Origin of the sequence: Nocardioides sp. NPDC057577, from assembly GCF_042801335.1 — a bacterium.
GTDB lineage: Bacteria > Actinomycetota > Actinomycetes > Propionibacteriales > Nocardioidaceae > Nocardioides.
Genome location: NZ_JBHVGB010000146.1, coordinates 1 through 16336, shown reverse-complemented (window position 1 = coordinate 16336; position 16336 = coordinate 1). Strand labels below are relative to the sequence as shown.

18 protein-coding genes are annotated in these 16336 nt (G+C 68.6%); 5 read left to right on the top strand and 13 right to left on the bottom strand.

Annotated elements, in window-relative coordinates; translation table 11 throughout:
• Positions 1–97 precede the first annotated feature (97 nt).
• The 10 genes from ACFU7D_RS22785 to ACFU7D_RS22740 form a co-directional block, all read right to left on the bottom strand.
• Complete coding sequence (locus tag ACFU7D_RS22785) at positions 98–949, bottom strand: MurR/RpiR family transcriptional regulator (protein WP_378729137.1); 852 nt, start codon at positions 947–949, stop codon at positions 98–100.
• Positions 946–1824, bottom strand: coding sequence for a phosphonate ABC transporter, permease protein PhnE (gene phnE, locus ACFU7D_RS22780; RefSeq protein ID WP_378871526.1), 879 nt, complete (start codon positions 1822–1824; stop codon positions 946–948). The genes ACFU7D_RS22785 and phnE (ACFU7D_RS22780) overlap by 4 nt, the downstream gene beginning before the upstream one ends.
• Positions 1821–2648: a phosphonate ABC transporter, permease protein PhnE gene (phnE, locus tag ACFU7D_RS22775; RefSeq protein WP_378871524.1), complete on the bottom strand. Its 828-nt coding sequence runs from the start codon at positions 2646–2648 to the stop codon at positions 1821–1823. Before phnE (ACFU7D_RS22775) ends, phnE (ACFU7D_RS22780) begins: the two co-directional genes overlap by 4 nt.
• A complete protein-coding gene (phnC, locus tag ACFU7D_RS22770) occupies positions 2645–3409 on the bottom strand; it encodes a phosphonate ABC transporter ATP-binding protein (RefSeq protein WP_378871522.1) in 765 nt (254 codons plus the stop codon). The genes phnE (ACFU7D_RS22775) and phnC overlap by 4 nt, the downstream gene beginning before the upstream one ends.
• The gene (gene phnD, locus ACFU7D_RS22765) at positions 3406–4371 is read right to left on the bottom strand and encodes a phosphate/phosphite/phosphonate ABC transporter substrate-binding protein (RefSeq protein ID WP_378871519.1); all 966 of its coding nucleotides are present in this window, start codon (positions 4369–4371) and stop codon (positions 3406–3408) included. Before phnD ends, phnC begins: the two co-directional genes overlap by 4 nt.
• Complete coding sequence (locus ACFU7D_RS22760; protein WP_378871516.1) at positions 4365–5090, bottom strand: HAD family hydrolase; 726 nt, start codon at positions 5088–5090, stop codon at positions 4365–4367. The genes phnD and ACFU7D_RS22760 overlap by 7 nt, the downstream gene beginning before the upstream one ends.
• A 209-nt stretch (positions 5091–5299) precedes the next feature.
• Positions 5300–6508: an Ig-like domain-containing protein gene (locus ACFU7D_RS22755; RefSeq protein WP_378871514.1), complete on the bottom strand. Its 1209-nt coding sequence runs from the start codon at positions 6506–6508 to the stop codon at positions 5300–5302.
• Positions 6509–6658: 150 nt separating this feature from the next.
• Positions 6659–7075, bottom strand: a complete 417-nt coding sequence (locus ACFU7D_RS22750) for a cytochrome c oxidase subunit 4 (RefSeq protein ID WP_378729130.1) — start codon at positions 7073–7075, stop codon at positions 6659–6661.
• A 5-nt stretch (positions 7076–7080) separates the two neighbouring features.
• Entirely contained in the window at positions 7081–8763 is a 1683-nt protein-coding gene (gene ctaD, locus ACFU7D_RS22745) for a cytochrome c oxidase subunit I (RefSeq protein WP_378871511.1), read from the bottom strand.
• A complete protein-coding gene (locus tag ACFU7D_RS22740; RefSeq protein ID WP_378871508.1) occupies positions 8760–9653 on the bottom strand; it encodes a cytochrome c oxidase subunit II in 894 nt (297 codons plus the stop codon). The genes ctaD and ACFU7D_RS22740 overlap by 4 nt, the downstream gene beginning before the upstream one ends.
• Before the next feature lie 175 nt (positions 9654–9828).
• Between ACFU7D_RS22740 and ACFU7D_RS22735 the strand changes: the two genes are divergently transcribed.
• On the top strand, positions 9829–10938 hold the full coding sequence (locus ACFU7D_RS22735) for a cysteine desulfurase family protein (protein ID WP_378871506.1): 1110 nt from the start codon (positions 9829–9831) through the stop codon (positions 10936–10938).
• Entirely contained in the window at positions 10935–11171 is a 237-nt protein-coding gene (locus ACFU7D_RS22730; protein ID WP_091049914.1) for a sulfurtransferase TusA family protein, read from the top strand. Before ACFU7D_RS22735 ends, ACFU7D_RS22730 begins: the two co-directional genes overlap by 4 nt.
• Before the next feature lie 5 nt (positions 11172–11176).
• Here the strand turns inward: ACFU7D_RS22730 and ACFU7D_RS22725 are convergent, their stop codons facing one another.
• Complete coding sequence (locus ACFU7D_RS22725) at positions 11177–12160, bottom strand: carbohydrate kinase family protein (RefSeq protein WP_378871503.1); 984 nt, start codon at positions 12158–12160, stop codon at positions 11177–11179.
• A 119-nt stretch (positions 12161–12279) separates the two neighbouring features.
• Between ACFU7D_RS22725 and ACFU7D_RS22720 the strand changes: the two genes are divergently transcribed.
• A complete protein-coding gene (locus tag ACFU7D_RS22720; RefSeq protein WP_378871500.1) occupies positions 12280–12495 on the top strand; it encodes a hypothetical protein in 216 nt (71 codons plus the stop codon).
• A gap of 89 nt (positions 12496–12584) precedes the next feature.
• Here the strand turns inward: ACFU7D_RS22720 and erpA are convergent, their stop codons facing one another.
• Both erpA and ACFU7D_RS22710 read right to left on the bottom strand, forming a co-directional pair.
• Positions 12585–12938 (bottom strand): iron-sulfur cluster insertion protein ErpA, encoded by a 354-nt coding sequence (erpA, locus tag ACFU7D_RS22715; RefSeq protein ID WP_091049906.1) that lies wholly within the window; start codon positions 12936–12938, stop codon positions 12585–12587.
• Positions 12939–13001: 63 nt separating this feature from the next.
• Positions 13002–14087, bottom strand: a complete 1086-nt coding sequence (locus tag ACFU7D_RS22710) for a glycerate kinase (protein WP_378871497.1) — start codon at positions 14085–14087, stop codon at positions 13002–13004.
• Positions 14088–14181: 94 nt separating this feature from the next.
• On the opposite strand from ACFU7D_RS22710, the gene ACFU7D_RS22705 reads away from it, so the two are divergent.
• Together ACFU7D_RS22705 and ACFU7D_RS22700 are read left to right on the top strand one after the other, a co-directional pair.
• Complete coding sequence (locus tag ACFU7D_RS22705; protein WP_378729122.1) at positions 14182–15231, top strand: DUF695 domain-containing protein; 1050 nt, start codon at positions 14182–14184, stop codon at positions 15229–15231.
• Positions 15232–15247: 16 nt separating this feature from the next.
• Positions 15248–16114 carry a GNAT family N-acetyltransferase gene (locus ACFU7D_RS22700; RefSeq protein ID WP_378871494.1) on the top strand — a complete coding sequence of 289 codons (867 nt, stop codon included), beginning with the start codon at positions 15248–15250 and terminating at the stop codon, positions 16112–16114.
• Positions 16115–16336: the final 222 nt, after the last annotated feature.

Below are 16336 nucleotides of genomic sequence, written 5' to 3'. Positions count from 1 at the left end.
GCGTACCTCTGAAAAGCATGCCGAGTCGGCGCGTTCTAACGCGCCGACTCGGTGCTTCTTCGCGTACGAACGAGCCGACTCGGCTTGGTCGGGGTGCTCAGCCCTGCGGGTCGAGCTCGCCGCCGACGACCTCGAGCACCCGGGCACGTACGTTGGCCGCGGCCTCTGGGTCGCGGGCCGCCACGGCGGCGACGAGCGCGTTGCCGAGGATGAGCTGCGGGATCCGGATGATCGAGTCGAGCTCTTGGCGGAACCCGGCGCGACCGCCCTGCGGGGTGACCAGCTCGACCTCGGCGAGCTTGGTCAGCTGGGTGCCGGTGAAGGAGGTCAGCGCGATGACGGCCGCTCCCCCGGCGACGGCGGCCTGGGCGACCTGGATGCTCGGCGCGGTGGCGCCGGTGCCGCTGACGACGACGCAGACATCGCCCGGCTGGAGCAGACGGGCCCGGATGAGCTGGTCGAGGTGGTCGTCCGGCGCGACGGTGTTCAGCCCCTGGGAGCCCAGTCTCATCGCGATGTCCTTGGCTACGGGCGAGGAGACCCCGGTGCCGACGACCAGGATCGAGCGGGCCTCGGCGAGCAGCTCCACGGCCCGGCTGACCTGCTCCTCGGAGAGGAGCCCGACCATGTCGGAGGCGGAGTCGGCGATGTCGGCGAAGAAGGAGCGCACCACCATCAGCGGACTGCCTCCTTCGGTCGTCTCGGTCTTGGCCGTGCCCAGGTCGCGCGCCAGCAGCACCTTGAGGTGCGGGAAGCCGCGGAACCCGAGTCTCTGCGCGGCTCTGACCACGGTCGCGGTCGAGACGGAAGCCTCGGCGGCGATCTCGGCGGTGGTCGCCTCGATGGCCCACTCCGAACGGGTCAGCACGACCTCGGCGACCGCGCGCTCGGAAGGGTTGAGCCGCGGCATCGCGGCCCTGATGGCTGGGAGAACCGGCGCGCTGGTCATGCCGCCACCGCAGTGGCTTCGGCGCCGTGCAGGATCCGGTGACGCAGCGCTGCGGACAGCTGGTCTACCAGGATCGTCACGATGATGATCACAACTAGCATGATTCCACCCCACTCCCATTCCCGGCCCCGAAGGACACGGTTTAATAACGCACCAATTCCGCCGGCGCTCACGACTCCGAGGATCGCGCTTGCCCTGATGTTCACTTCGAAGCGGTAGAGCCAGAACGCGACGGTCTCCGGCATCATCTGCGGGATGACGGCCGTGCGGATCCGCTGCCACCAGGTCGCGCCGGCCGCCGCGACGGCTTCGACGGGGCCGGGGTCGACCGCCTCGATGTTCTCCAGCGTCAGCTTGCCGAGCGAGCCGATCGAGTGGATGCCGATCGCCATCGCTCCGGCCATCGGATTGAGCCCGAACAGCGGCAGCATCACGATCACCGCGAGCAGGATCTCCGGGACCGCGCGGATGGCGTTGAAGAAGAGTCGCACCGGCACGCGCAGGACCATCGGCGCGGTGGTGGAGGCGGCCAGGAACGCCAGCGGGAACGAGAACAGCGCCCCCACGCAGGTGCCGATCCAGGCGAGCGCCACCGACTCCCCCATCAGCTTCAGCGCCTGCAGCCACCAGTCCCCATAGGTGAGATCCGGGTCGGACTGGCCCTCGGGATGCGCTCCCGGCCAGGTGAGCACGCCGTCGAGCATCTGGCCGGCGTACTGCAGGATCGCCCCCGGGAACTGCGGCAGCCGCTCCCACTTCGCATCATCCAGCGACCATCCGGCCACCAGCACGATGCCGATCAGCGCCAGCCCGGCCACGGTGTAAGGCCACTTCGGCGGCGGCTTCGGCCGCGTGGTCGCGGTCGCCGAGGTCATACCAGCCTCCGGCGCAGGAACTGGGAGAGCAGGTCGATCGCGATGACCACCACGAAGATGACGATCACGACCGCCGCCAGCCGGGCATAGTCGGCCCGGTTGAAGTAGAGCATGATCAGCTGCCCGACCCCGCCGGCGCCGACCGCGCCCAGCACCACGGAGGCGCGGATGTTGAGCTCGAAGACATAGAGGACGTACGAGGCGTAGTTGGGCAGCACCGCAGGCAGGATCGCCACCCGGGCACGCTGCCAGCGGGTCGCCCCGGCGGCATCGAGCGCCTCCAGGGGCCCGGGATCGACGGCGTCGATGCTCTCCGCGGTGAGCTTGGCGACGATGCCGATGTTGAAGATGGTCAGCGCCAGGATCCCCGGGAGCGGGCCGGTGACGACGGCGACGAAGACCAGCGCGTAGGCCATGTCGGGCAGCGACCGGATCATCGACATCACCGACTTGGTGATCCGGTAGACCGCGGGCGGCGCACTGACCTCGGAGCCCAGCAGAGCGACGCCGAGGGCGATCAGAGAGCCGACGAAGGTCGCGATGACCGCGATGGCCGCGGTCTCCTTCAGCGCGATCCACAGCCGCGAAGACGGGTCGGTGATCTCGGCCCACTCGGGGTGCACGACCTCCTCGAGGATCATCGTCAGCATCGGCCACTGCTCGATGACGGGCGCGAGCGAGAAGTCGATCGCCCAACCGGCCACCACGGTCACGGCGACAGCGCCGAGAATGCCCCCGATAAGCAGCGGGCTCGGCGGCGGCTGCGCCGGACGTACCTGCTTCGGCGACCCGCCGCCGGGCCGGTCGAGTGTGGCCTGACTCATGCAGAGACGTCCTCGGCGGTCAGCGAGCGGCCGTAGATCTTCTCGAAGACGGCATCGTCGGCCTCGGCGGCGGTGCCGTCGAAGACCACCTCACCCGCGCGCATGCCGATGATCCGGTCGGCGTAGCGCCGCGCCAGATCGAGGAAGTGCAGGTTGACCACAGTGGTGATACCGAGATCGCGGTTGATCCGTTGCAGGTCACGCATCACCAGGTTGGCCGTGGGCGGATCCAGGGAGGCGACCGGCTCGTCGGCGAGCACCACCGACGGCTGCTGCGCCAGGGCCCGGGCGATCGCGACCCGTTGCTGCTGACCGCCGGAGAGCTGGGAGGCGCGTACCCACGCCTTCTCGACGATGCCGACGCGCTCCAGCGCCTCGAAGGCGATCTCCTTGTCGGCCTGGGTGTGCACGCCGAAGGCCGACCGCAGCGGCGACTGGGCGTGCAGCCGGCCGGTGAGCACGTTGCCCATCACGGAGCGGCGGGTCACCAGGTTGAACCCCTGGAAGATCATCCCGATCTCGGCGCGCAGCCGCCGCAGCCGGCGCCCGCGCGCCGTGGCCACCTCGGTCCCGCCCACCGACAGCGATCCCGAGGTGACCGGCACCAGGCCGTTGATCGTGCGGATGAGCGTCGACTTCCCGGCCCCGGAGAGCCCGACGACCACGACGAACTCCCCCGCCGGGATGGTCAGGGAGACCTTGTCCAGGCCGCGGGTGCCGTTCGGGTAGACGACCGAGACGTCGTCGAAGACGATGCTCACCCGCCGAAGTTCTCCTCCACGGCCTTCGCCTTCTTCAGCGCCTCGGCGTCGACCGGTGTCAGGCCTTCGATGTCGTAGACCGCCGCCAACGTCTTGAGCCCCTTGGGGTCCTTCGCCATCGCGGTGAACGCGTCGGTGACCTTCGTACGCAGCTCCTTGGAGAGACCACCGGCGACGACGATGCCGTCGTTGGGGATCTCGGCGGAGTAGGCGAACACGACCACGTCGGAGGCGACCTTGGGCTCGTCGGCCGCGACCTCCTCGCGGGCGTCGTCGAAGCTCACCCCGACCGGGTAGTCGCCGCGCGCCACCGCCAGGACCGCGGCGTCGTGGTCGCCGGCGAACTGGGCGTCGAGGTCGACCAGCGCGTCGCCACCGGTCACCTGACCCCACTGCGTGGCCGGGTAGTAATAGCCGGCGGCCGACCCCTGGTCGACGAAGGCGATGGAGGTGCCGGGCTTGATCTTGGCGATCGCCTCCTCGCCGGCGGGACCGGTCTCGGCGGCGTCGGTGCCGTTGCAGTACTTCAAGCCCTCGACCACCTTCACCTCGTCGGCGCAGTAGGTCTCGGGGTCATTGGTGAACCACTGGGTGTGGTAGGTCCCGGAGCCGAAGCGCACCGACTGCAGGACCGGCACCGCGCGGGCCTGGTCCTCGGCCTGGACCATGCCGATCGGGCCGAGCATCGCGACCTGGGCCTGGTCGGCCTTCATCGCCACGATCGCGGCGGCATAGCTCTCGGTCACCTCAGCGCGTACGGGGATCCCGATCCTGTCGCTGAGGAACGACTCCAGGCCCTTCGCGCTCTCCGTGATCGAGTCGACGTCGCCGGAGGGCACCAGCGACAGCACGATCTCCTCGGGGTCCTCCGCGGGCGCAGTGCTGTCCTCGCCGCAGGCGGCGAGCGAGAGGGCGAGCGATGCGGCGGCGCCGACCGCCAGCAACCGGGGGGTTCTCAACATTGGACAGACTCCTTGAGGGGGTGAGCTGCTATGAAGGATGACGGGTCATTCGACCAGTCCGAGACCGCGGGGTACAGGTCCACGAACGATCCTGCACGAACATGGGCCGGTCCCTGCCTGCGGTCGAAGGCGTCAACGTATGCAGCAACACAACCACGCTCGACGGCGGGGGCAAGGTCATTGCGCCAGATGTCGCCCACCGACATCAAACGTTCAGGTGCCGCGGCCGCCCCCGCGGCGCCGAGAAGGGCGTCGAGGTGCTGGATCATCCGCGTCGGCTTGAGCGCGTCGGCGAGCACCTCGTCGACCACGTCGCGTACGCCGAGGTGCTCCAGGATCGCGTCCAGCCCGCTGCCGCCGGGCGAGTTGGTCAGGACCACCCGGTGCGCGTCGATCCCGCCGAGCAGATCGACCAGCCCCTCGGGTGTGTGGATGTCACCTGGGTGCTCGCTGATCGCCGCCCGGCTCGAGACGTACGCGGCGCTCAACTGCTCCTCGGAGGCCCCGGCGGTCAGGCCCATGATCTTGACCGCCTCGTAGCCGTCCTGAGCCCCTGTGAGCGTCTTGGGGGCGGTCTCGGGAAGCCTCTGCCCCAAGAAGGCCTCGGTGGCCTCCAGGAGCGCCTCAGGGGCCGCCGTGAAGGCGGCCACCCTCTCGGCATACAGGAGCACAGGCGTGTCTCCGAGACACACCGTGCCGTCCAGGTCGAGAACCAGCACCGGCCGAGGCAAAACGAGCCCACCTTCCAGAGCGCGGGGCCGTCGGGGGTCGGCGTCGCGCAACGCGATTACGTGTTCTTCGGAACGTAGGTAATGCGGCTTCTGAGGGCAAGCGCGAACCGCTCGATGTCACACGTTATTTACTGCAGTGCAGAATAACGACTCACACCGGTCGATCAGACTCACGCCGGGGCGACGGCGTGCCGCGATCAGGCGAGGGCAGACCCCGCCCGGTACTCGTCGTAGGAGGTGTTCCAGTCGCCCCAGCCGTTGCTGAAGGTCATCTCCCGGTTGGTGCCGACAGTCTCGACGACGTCACCACGGCGGGTCATGTCGTAGAGGAACTTGGCGTTCTCGTCGCTCATCCCGGTGCAGCCGTGGGAGACGTTGGCATTGCCCTGCTGCGCGACCGACCACGGCGCGCCGTGGATGAACTCTCCGGAGAACGTCAGCCGCATGGCCCACTTCACGCCCTCCATGTTGTAGTACTCCCGGTCGCCCTGGTTGATCCCGATGGTCTCGGAGTTCATGGTCTTACGCTTGAACTTCTCGATGATCACCTTCACGCCGCTGCGGGTGATGAACCCTTCCTTGCCGGTCGTGATCGGGATGGTCCTGATCTTCTGCCCGTTCTTGATGACTTCCATCTGGTGGGTCTGCGCGTTGGCCCGGTAGATGTGCGCGTCACCGGTCTTGAACGTGATCTCACGGTCCTTCTGACCGAAGATCCCGCCACCGGCAGGAACCGAGTTGATGTTGAGCTTCACGTTGATCGTGGAGTTGGCCTGCCAGTATTCGCGCGGGCGGTAGTGCACTTCCTTGTCGCTGACCCAGTACCAGGACCCCTCCTGCTTCGGGGTCGACTCGACGATCATCTTCTTCTCGAAGGCGGCCTTGTTCTTCACCGGAAGGTCGTACGTCACGATGATCGGCATCCCCACACCGACCGTCTCGCCGTCGAGCGGCGCGATCGACGGGAAGGTCTGGCGGTCCAGGCCGAGATCCTCGGTGGAGAACTTGATCTCGCTCGTCTGCTCCAGCCCGTCATCACCGGTGGCGGTGACCGCCAGGATGTAGGAGGCGGTCGGCTCGAGCACCTCCCCCGCGCTCCAGCTGAGCCCGTCCTCGGTCATCGTGCCCCGCACCTTGGTGCCCTTGGCACCGGTCAGCATGACCTCGTCGAGACGCCCCTTGGCCACATCGACCTTGACGACCTTGTCCACCGCGACACCGGTGGCGTCGTTCTCGATGTTGGGCGTGATCTGCACCGTCGGCTCGGCCGGCTTCTTGGGCTCTTTCGAGGCCGAGTCCGCCCCACACGCGGCCAGCACTGGCGCGAGGGCCGCTGCCGCGGTGGTCAACAGCACCCGGCGACGGGCGAGCAGGGACGAACGGTGAAACGGTGACTGCGTTGACACGGTGAGGCTGCTCCAGACCTGATTCATTTACCTCCGCGCCTCGAACCGGGGCGTGGGCGCGATAACCCTACCGGGCATCACCAAGAGCTGCCCAAGAATGCGAACAGGGCCCGATCCGGGTTGGATCGGGCCCCGCTGGCGTTCATCTGCTCAGTGCTTGAACTCGCCTCGGTAGTACTCGAAGTTCCAACCGGCGGTGGCCAGCATGCCGAGCACGGCAGCGATGATGACCAGCCACCAGGCGGCCATCGCGACGGCGAGAACGACCAGGCCGAAGGTGAGCGCGGCCCACAGCGGCCACCAGGAGAACGGCGGGAAGAAGCCGTACTCCCCGGCGCCCTCGGCGATTTCGCCGTCCTCGCGGTCCTCGGGACGCGGGTCCATCTTGATGGCGTGGAAGCCGAGGTAGATGGTGATCATCGTGAACAGCAGCGTGCACATCACCAGCGCCGAGGTGCCGGTCCAGTCGCCGCCCTCCTCGGAGGCCGCGGTGATGAACCAGTAGGCCGGCGTGACCAGCACCATGAACACGGTGCAGACCACGAAGATCCAGGCTTCAGACTTCATCGGGGTCAGCCTTCCTTGTTGGAGCTGGTGGAGGCGAGGTCGTCCTCATCGTTCTCCAGCGCGGCGATCTCCGGGTGGTGGAGGTCGAAGGCCGGGGACTCCGAACGGATCCTCGGGATGGAGACGAAGTTGTGGCGCGGCGCCGGGCAGGCGGTGGCCCACTCCAGCGAACGGCCCCAACCCCAGGGGTCATCCACCTCGACCTTGGGAGCGTTGCGGGAGACGTAGAGGTTGTAGAAGAAGGGCAGCATCGACAGGCTCAGCAGGAACGCGCCCACCGTCGAGAACTGGTTCAGGAACGTGAACCCGTCGCTGGGCAGGTAGTCGGCGATGCGTCGCTGCATACCCTCGACACCGAGCCAGTGCTGGACCAGGAAGGTCGCGTGGAAGCCGACGAACAGCAGCCAGAAGTGGACCTTGCCGAGGCGCTCGTCGAGCATCCGTCCGGTCATCTTCGGCCACCAGAAGTAGAAGCCGGCGAACATCGCGAACACGACGGTCCCGAAGACCACGTAGTGGAAGTGCGCGACCACGAAGTAGGAGTCGGAGACCTGGAAGTCGAGCGGCGGGCTCGCCAGGATGATGCCGGTCAGACCACCGAAGAGGAAGGTCGTCAGGAAGCCGATCGACCAGAGCATCGGGGTGTCGAAACTGACCGATCCGCCCCACATCGTGCCGATCCAGTTGAAGAACTTCACGCCTGTCGGCACCGCGATCAGGAAGGTCATGCCGGAGAAGAACGGCAGGTTGACCGCGCCGGTGACGAACATGTGGTGCGCCCACACCGCCACCGAGAGGATCGCGATGCCGAGGGTCGCGGCGACCAGGCCGATGTAGCCGAAGATCGGCTTGCGGCTGAAGACCGGGAGGATCTCGGAGATGATGCCGAAGAACGGCAGCGCGATGATGTAGACCTCGGGGTGACCGAAGAACCAGAACAGGTGCTGCCACAGGATCGGGCCACCATGGGCGGCGTCGAAGACGTGGGAACCGAACTGGCGGTCGGACTCGAGCATCAGCAGCGCGGCGGCCAGGATCGGGAACGCGATCAGCGCGAGCAGCGCGGTGATCAGGGTGTTCCAGGTGAAGATCGGCATCCGGAACATGGTCATGCCCGGCGCCCGCATGCAGATGATCGTGGTGATGAAGTTGACCGAGCCGAGGATGGTGCCCAGACCGGCCATGTAGAGGCCCATGATCCACAGGTCGCCGCCGACGCCCGGCGAGTACTGCGCGCTGGAGAGCGGCGTGTAGGCGAACCAGCCGAAGTCGGCCGCGCCGGTCGGGGTGAAGAAGCCGCTGGCTGCGATCAGACCACCGAAGAGGTAGAGCCAGTAGCTGAACATGTTGAGTCGCGGGAAGGCGACGTCAGGAGCGCCGATCTGCAGCGGCATGATGACGTTGGAGAAACCGAAGAACAGCGGCGTCGCGAAGAGCAGCAGCATGATCGTGCCGTGCATCGTGAACAGCTGGTTGAACAGCTCGTCGTTGACGACCTGCTGTCCGGGGAACGCCAGCTCCGAACGCATCAGCAGCGCCATCAGGCCGCCGATCAGGAACCAGAAGAACGACGTGACCAGGTACATCTTGCCGATCAGCTTGTGATCGGTGGTGGTCAGCAGCTGGTAGATCTGCTTGCCGAGCGGCTTGCGGCCGCCTGCGACCGGGGGTGCAGCGGTGGCGGTCACTCGCCCTCCTCCTCGTTGTGAGCGGCGACGTCGTCGGCGGGGCGGGTGGACTTGCCACCACCGAGCAGCGGGCGATCGGCCTCGAAGCCGTTCTGCGCCAGCGTGTCGACGTAGGACTTGTAGTCGCTCTCGGAGAGGATCGCGACCTTGAAGATCATCCGGGCGTGGTAGACGCCGCAGAGCTCGTAGCAGGCGCCACGGAAGGTGGTGCCATCGATGAGGTCCTCCGCGTCGGCGTCGAAGGTGGCCGTGGCCTCCTTCGTGGTGATCGAGTAGTGGTTCACCCGACCCGGGACGACGTCCATCTTCATGCCGAACTCCGGAACGCCGAAGTTGTGGATGACGTCGGCCGAACGCAGGTTGAACCGCGTGGTGGTCTTCTCCGGGAGGACCAGCGTCGGGATGTGCGAGCCGGTGCCCACGACGTAGCCGTAGCTGTCGTAGGCGAACTCGTCGTCGACGAGGTTGTCATCGGCAGCGAGGTCGGGCTCACCGATGCCGTGGTTGAAGGTCCACTGCCACTGCTGGCCGGTCACCTCGATCACGTTGGTCGGGTTGCCGTTGTCCAGCATCTCGTTCTGGACCTTGACGGTGTGGTCGAAGAACACGATCACCATCAAGACCGGGGCGATCGTGTAGAAGATCTCCAACGGCAGGTTGTAACGCGTCTGGACCGGGACGTCGGCGTCACTGCGGCGCCGGTAGCGCCAGATCGCCCAGAAGATGAGCCCCCAGGTCAGGACACCCGTGATCAACGCGGCGATCCACGCGCCCTGCCACAGGGCGAGGTTGTGCTCCCCCTGCTCAGAACGTGGCTCGGGGAAGCCGAAGCGCGCCGCCTCGTCCGAACAGCCACTCAGCAGGAGGGCGCCGGCCGTCAGCGTCGCCACCAGCGCACCACGTCGGGCGCGGGCGTGGGACGGAGTCGATCCGGCCCCTGGCAAGTGCAGACCCACTACGAGCCTCTCTCTCATGCGAACACTCAGATGTCGGCAGACTACCGCGAGCGACTCCGGATTCATCTTCAGGGGTTCCTCATGTCGCGTATGGCTACCGTTGGGTTCTGTGACCGACCGCTTCACCTACCTCGACGCCGCCTCGGCCGAACCGCTCCATCCCGCCGCACGAGAAGTGCTGCTCGCCGCGGCAGAGCAGGGGTACGCCGACCCTCGCCGCCTCCACCGGCCGGCCCGTAGCGCCGGGCTGCTGCTCGCGAACGCCCGCGAGGTCGTCGCCGAGGCGCTGGGGGTACGTCGCGATGAGGTGCTTTTCACATCGTCGGGCACCTCCGCCGTGCACGCGGGCCTGCTGGGGCTCGGATCACGTGGCATCGGTCACAGTGCCGTCGAGCACCAGGCGGTCATCGACGCCGCACGTTGGTCGCAGCGCTCCCCCGTCACCGAGCTGATGGTCGACGGCGAGGCACGGGTCGAGGTGGAGGCGGTCCGGGAGGCGGTGCAGACCGGAGACATCGATGTGGTCGCCGTCCAGCAGGCGAACCACGAGGTCGGCACGCTCCAGCCCCTCGACGAGGTCGCCTCCGCCGCCGGTCCGGCGTCCCTCTTCGTCGACGCCGGCGCGGCCATGGGACGGCTGCCGCTGCCCTCGGTCGGGGACGCGATCGCCGGCTCCGCCCGCAAGTGGGGCGGCCCCGGTGGCGTGGGAGTGCTGGTCGTGCGCCGATCCGCCCGGTGGCGCTGGCCGTTCCCGGGCGATGAGTGGTCGCGTACGGATCAGGGGTTCACGAACATCCCCGGGGCGCTGGCGGCCGCGGCAGCGCTCCAGGCGGTCGTCGCCGAGCGTGAGGAAGTCAACGCCCGCCAGCACGAGCTCATCGCGCGGGTGAGGGAACGGGTCAGGGCCGAGATCCCCGACGTGGACGTCGCCGGCCCTGCCGAGGACCGGCTCCCCCACCTGGTGACGTTCTCGGCGCTGTACGTCGACGGCGAGGCGCTGGTGACCGCGCTGGACCGCATCGGCGCCGGTGTCGCCAGCGGCTCGGCCTGCACGTCCGATACCCGCGAACCTTCTCGCGTTCTTGCTGCCATGGGAGCGCTGACACACGGTAACGTTCGGCTGTCGCTGACCCGCGACACGACGCGAGAGGATGTGGAGCGCGTGCTCGACGCACTGCCTGGGATCGTGAAGGACCTGCGCGCCGAGGCCGGGCTATGAGCGCGCCCATCGTCACCCTCGACTGCCGCGGCCAGGCCTGCCCGCGACCGATCATCGAGCTCGGCCGCCACCTCGGCGACGTCGAGGTCGGCGAGGTCATCGCCGTCGCGGCCGACGACGTGGCGGCCCATCACGACGTACCGGCCTGGGCCCGCATGCGCGGGCAGGAGTTCGTCGGCGAGGTGGAAGCAGAAGACGGCGTACCCGTCTATCGGATACGCCGCCTGAGCTGAACGGATCAGTTCTTGATGTGCGGTGCGATCTGGTCGGCGGCGGTGTCGCCGTAGGACTCACGGACCCGGGCCACGAACTCCTCGGCGGTGAAGGAGTACTCCTGCGGGCCGACGGTCTCGACGCAGTAGGCGGCCAGGACGCAGCCGACCTCGGCGGCCTGCTCCAGCTCGCAGTCCCAGGCCAGCGCGGCCAGGAATCCGGCCCGGAAGGCGTCGCCGACCCCGGTGGGCTCGACCGCGTCGACGTTCTTCGCGGCCGGCAGCTCGATCGCGTCCCCATCCTTGCGCTGGATGCGTACGCCGTCCTTGCCGAGCGTGGTGACCTGGGTGCCGACGCGGGCCAGGACCTCGTCGGCGGACCAGCCGGTCTTCTGCTGGAGGACGTGGGACTCGTACTCGTTGGTGAACAGGTAGGCGGCGCCGTCGACGAGCTCGCGGATGAGCTCACCGTCGCCGAACGCGAGCTGCTGGCTCGGGTCGGAGATGAAGGTGTAGCCGCGCTGACGCGCCTCCTGGGTGTGACGCTTCATCGCGTCGGGATCGTCCGGCGCGATCAGCACGAACGACGGCTCGCCGACCTTGTCGGCGATCGGGCCGAGCTCGATCTCACGCGCCTCGGCCATCGCGCCCGGGTAGAAGCTCGCGAACTGCGCCATCGCGGTGTCGGTGGTGCACACGAACCGGGCGGTGTGCAGCGTCTCGGAGACGTGCAGGTGGTCGCAGTTGACGCCGTGACGCTCGAGCCAGGAACGGTAGTCGGCGAAGTCCTCGCCGACCGCGCCCACGAGCACCGGCGCCAGACCGAGGTTGGCCAGGCCGAAGGAGATGTTGGCGCCGACGCCACCGCGGCGGATCTCGAGGTCGTTGACCAGGAAGCTCACCGAGAGCTTGTCGAGCTGGTCGGCGACCAGCGAATCGGCGAACTTTCCACCGAAGCTCATCAGGTGGTCAGTGGCGATGGAGCCTGCGATCAGGAGTGAACCGGACATGCGCGGAACCCTACCGGCGCGACCTCGGACGATGTTAAGGCTCGGCCGTGGACGGGAGATGAAATATTACCGTTGAGTCCGCCTTCTGCTACCCGTTGGTAGTGCTTACCGTCGTTTGCATGACCGACATCCGCGTTCCGTACGACGACCTCGACAGCCCAGCGCAGCTCTGCGCCGACTGTGCCGCCGCCGACAGCGCGCTGCGGCTGCCCGCGCCACGGGTGCGCGACACGGCCCGCCCGGCACCAGCAGTGCGGATGCAGGCCCGCGAGCCGGGTCACGCCGCCATGCTCGAGGCCTGCGGACACGTCGCCGACGACCTCGCCCTGACCTGATGGTTTCGGCCTCCGGGAAACGGAGGCCACCAAATACCAGCAGCCCCTGCCAGTGGCAGGGGCTGCTGACGTACTGGACCAGGCCTGGCTCAGTGGAACGAGTCACCACAGGCGCATGATCCCGTGGCGTTGGGGTTGTCGATGGTGAACCCCTGCTTCTCGATGCTGTCCACGAAGTCGATCATGGCGCCGTTGAGGTAGGGGACGCTCATCCGGTCGACGACGACGGAGACGCCGTCGAAGTCGGTGACGACGTCACCATCGAGGGTGCGCTCGTCGAAGAAGAGCTGGTAGCGCAGGCCGGAGCAGCCACCGGGCTGCACGGAGATGCGCAGGCTCAGGTCGTCGCGACCCTCCTGCTCCAGGAGGCTCTTCACCTTCCCGGCGGCGACGTCGCTCAGGTTGATGGAGTCGGCGCGGCGTTCGGTCGTCTGCTCGGTCATGTAGCTGGGCTCCCTGTGCGTGGGTGCGGGTGTGTCTCAAGGTCAATCGTCGCACATCCTCGGTTATTCCCGATGGTCGACGGACCAGGTCCTGGCCACCCTGGCGGCGACCTGGACCAGGGAGTCGTACGCCTGGCCGAGCGCCTGGTCCTCGCCGACGCTGTCGACCAGGGAGTAGGCGGCGTCGATGCCGAGCGTACGCATCTCCCGCCCGCTCATGCTGACCTTGCCCGCCAGCACGATGCAGGGCCGCAGCGCCTGCTCGGCCAGCCTGGCGACCCCGGCCGGCACCTTTCCGGCGGCGCTCTGCGGGTCGAAGGACCCCTCACCGGTGATCACCAGGTCGGTCCGGTCGGCCAGCTCGGGCAGCCCGAGCAGGTCGGCGACGACGTCGAACCCCGGCCGGCGGGTGGCACCGAGGAGCAGCAGCGCGAACCCCAGCCCGCCGGCCGCTCCGGCGCCCTTCTCGGTCGCGGTCTTGCGCGACGTGGCGGCGGCCAGGTCCTGGAGCACACCGTCCCAGCGGGGCATGGTCTCCTCGGCCAGCCCCTTCTGCTCGCCGTAGACCTTGATCGCGCCGAAGAGCCCGGTCAGCGGGTTGTCCACGTCGCTGGCGATCACGATCTCGAGGCCCAGGGGCTCGGGGAGCGTGACCTCGGTGATGCCCTCGAGCCCGGCGACACCGGCGTCGAGTGGCCGGTCTGCGGTGGCGCCGAGCGCGGCGAGCAGCCCCGCTCCCCCGTCGCTGGTGCCCGAGCCACCGAGGCCGACCACGACCGTCCTCGCTCCGGCGTCACGGGCGGCGAGGAGCAGCTGGCCCACGCCGTACGAGCTCGCCTGCTCGGCCCCTTTCCCGCCGGTGAGGTGCAGACCGGCAGCCTGGGCCGACTCGACGTAGGCGGTCTCGCCGTCGACCAGCACCTGTGCCGTCGCCGGCTCACCGTGAGGGCCCCTGACCTCGACCTCGTGGAGGTCGCCGTCGAGTACCTCGTGCAGCAGCTCGAGGAAACCGGGTCCGCCGTCTGCCATCGGCGCGAGCGAGAGCTCGTCACCGGGCGCCGTACGCCGCCAGCCCTCCGCGATCGCGGCAGCCGCCTGGGAGGCGGTGAGGGTGCCTGCGTACTTGTCGGGGGCGATCAGCACTCGCATGGCCGAAACCTACCCGTGCACGGAAGCATCGGACGTTCCACCTGAGGTTCTCGGTGTCGCAAACATTCCGCATGCGTCGCGTTAAGGTCGTTTCGTGCGGATCTTCGGGCGGCGCGGGGCCAGCGACTCAGAGACCAGGCGGATCAACGGCTTCTGGAGCTGGTGGGCCCAGAAGGGCGCTCTGGCCTGCGGCGCGGCGCTCGACGCCGACGACCAGAAGGCTCTCGTCGCACTGCTGGCCAGACGGATCGACGCGATCGAGGCGGGCCTGAGCTGGGAGGTCGGGCCCGGGCCGTTGGGCGGCCGACTGCTGGTCGTCTCTGCGGGCGGCAACCCGGACCATCGTGCGCTGGCCCGCCGCTGGCTGCTCGCCGCCCCCGAGCCCGACGACGTCTCGGCCTGGGAGTTCAGCGACCAGCGCCCGCCCGTCGACGATCCGGTCGAGGCGGTGCTCACCACCCCCGGCGGCGACGCGATCCGGCTGGCCGACGTGCTGGTCGCTGCCCGGCAGAACGGCGCCCACTTCGACCTCACTCTCTTCCACCCGGCCTTTCCCGACCTCACCGACGACGCTCGCCTCCAGGTCGCCTTCCACGCCCTCGACACGGCGCTGGGCGAGTCCAGCACGGAGCTGTGGATCGGCGAGGTCGAGACGACCGCCGCCCGCCCCCGCGACGGCTTCGGCCTCGACGGCCTGCGCGTCGCCGTAGGCAACCTCCGCACGGAGTACGTCGACCCCGACGGCAACCCGGCCTGGGTGCTGCTCCACGCGGAGAGCCCGCAGGGTCCGGTGATCGCGAGCGCGGTCGTGCCCCTGCACCCGGTCACCGCACCCAACCTGACCCATCATGTCGGCGTGATGGTCCCCTACGTCGGCTTCGCCGAGCGGGGTCTCCCCTCCCCCGACGCTCTGCTCGAGCTCGACCAACTCGAGGACCGGCTCGCCTCGACCCTCGGCCCCGACGGCCGTGTCGTGGCGCACGAGACCACCAACGGCGTACGCCTTCTGCACGCCTACGTCGACCCCACCACCTCGGCCCCGCAACGACTCGAGGAGACGGTCGACGGCTGGGTCCACGGCGACGTCGTCACCCGGGTCGACACCGACCCTGCCTGGGAGGCCGTCCGGCCCCTGCGCGCCTGAGATACGTTCACCGGCCATGGAGATCCGGCCGATGGACCCCGAGGACGTGCCGCTGGCTCAGCAGCTCAGCGACGACGCCTTCTACGAGGCCGCGGTCCAGTCGCGCCGGGCCTCGGACCCACCCGCGCAGCGGCGTTCCGAGGCCCGGGTGGCGAGCTGGATCGCTCGGACCACGGAGTTCCTGGCCACCGACGCGGAGGGCTGCTTCGTGGCGTACGACTCCGAAGGGCTGGCCGGTATCGCCGCCTCCATCCGGCGCGACGACGTCCTGTGGATCCTGTCCACCTTCGCCGTCCGCCCAGGGCTCCAGGGCATGGGCCTCGGCAAGCGGCTGCTGGATGCGGCGATGACGTACGGCTCCGGGTGCCCGCGCTGGATGCTGTCGGCCAGCGACGACCCCAAGGCGCTGCGGCGCTATCGGCTGGCCGGCTTCGACCTCCACCCCCAGCTCATGCTCCACGGCACGATCGACCGCTCGCTGCTGGTTGCCGTCGACGGTGTCCGCGAAGGAACCGCATCCGACCTCGATCTCGTCGACGACATCGACCGCAAGGTCCGCGGCGCCGGTCACGGGCGCGATCATGCGGCGCTCAGCGCCGCGGGAACCCTTGTCGTCGACACCGCCGGGCGAGGGTACGCCTACGCCGAGCTCAGCGGTCCCATCCTGCTTGCCGCGCTCGACGAGTCGACGGCCATCCGGTTGATGTGGGAGTGCCTCGCTCGCACCGAGGGCCCGGCCACGGTGGGCCATGTCACCGGCGCCAACCAGTGGGCCGTCGACGTCGGCCTCGCTGCACGGCTGAGGATCGGCGCCGAGGGTCTTCTGGGCGTACGCGGCATGGCTCCGCCGTCGCCTTACCTTCATCACGGGGCGCTTCTATAGCTCCCCTGGCCCCTGCTGGTCGAGCCGCGAGCGCCAGCGAGCGTGTCGAGACCAACACGGTCGCTTCCGGGGGCTGGTTCTTCTGGGGACCGTAAGCCGCCGACCCTTGCTTGGAGGGTCTTCTCGACGGACCCCGGAGTAAAGGACGGCCTTCGGCCGCCGGCTTCGCCGGCCGCTATCGCGGTCCTTGACACCGGCGCCCGTCGAGAAAGATTTGGCTGG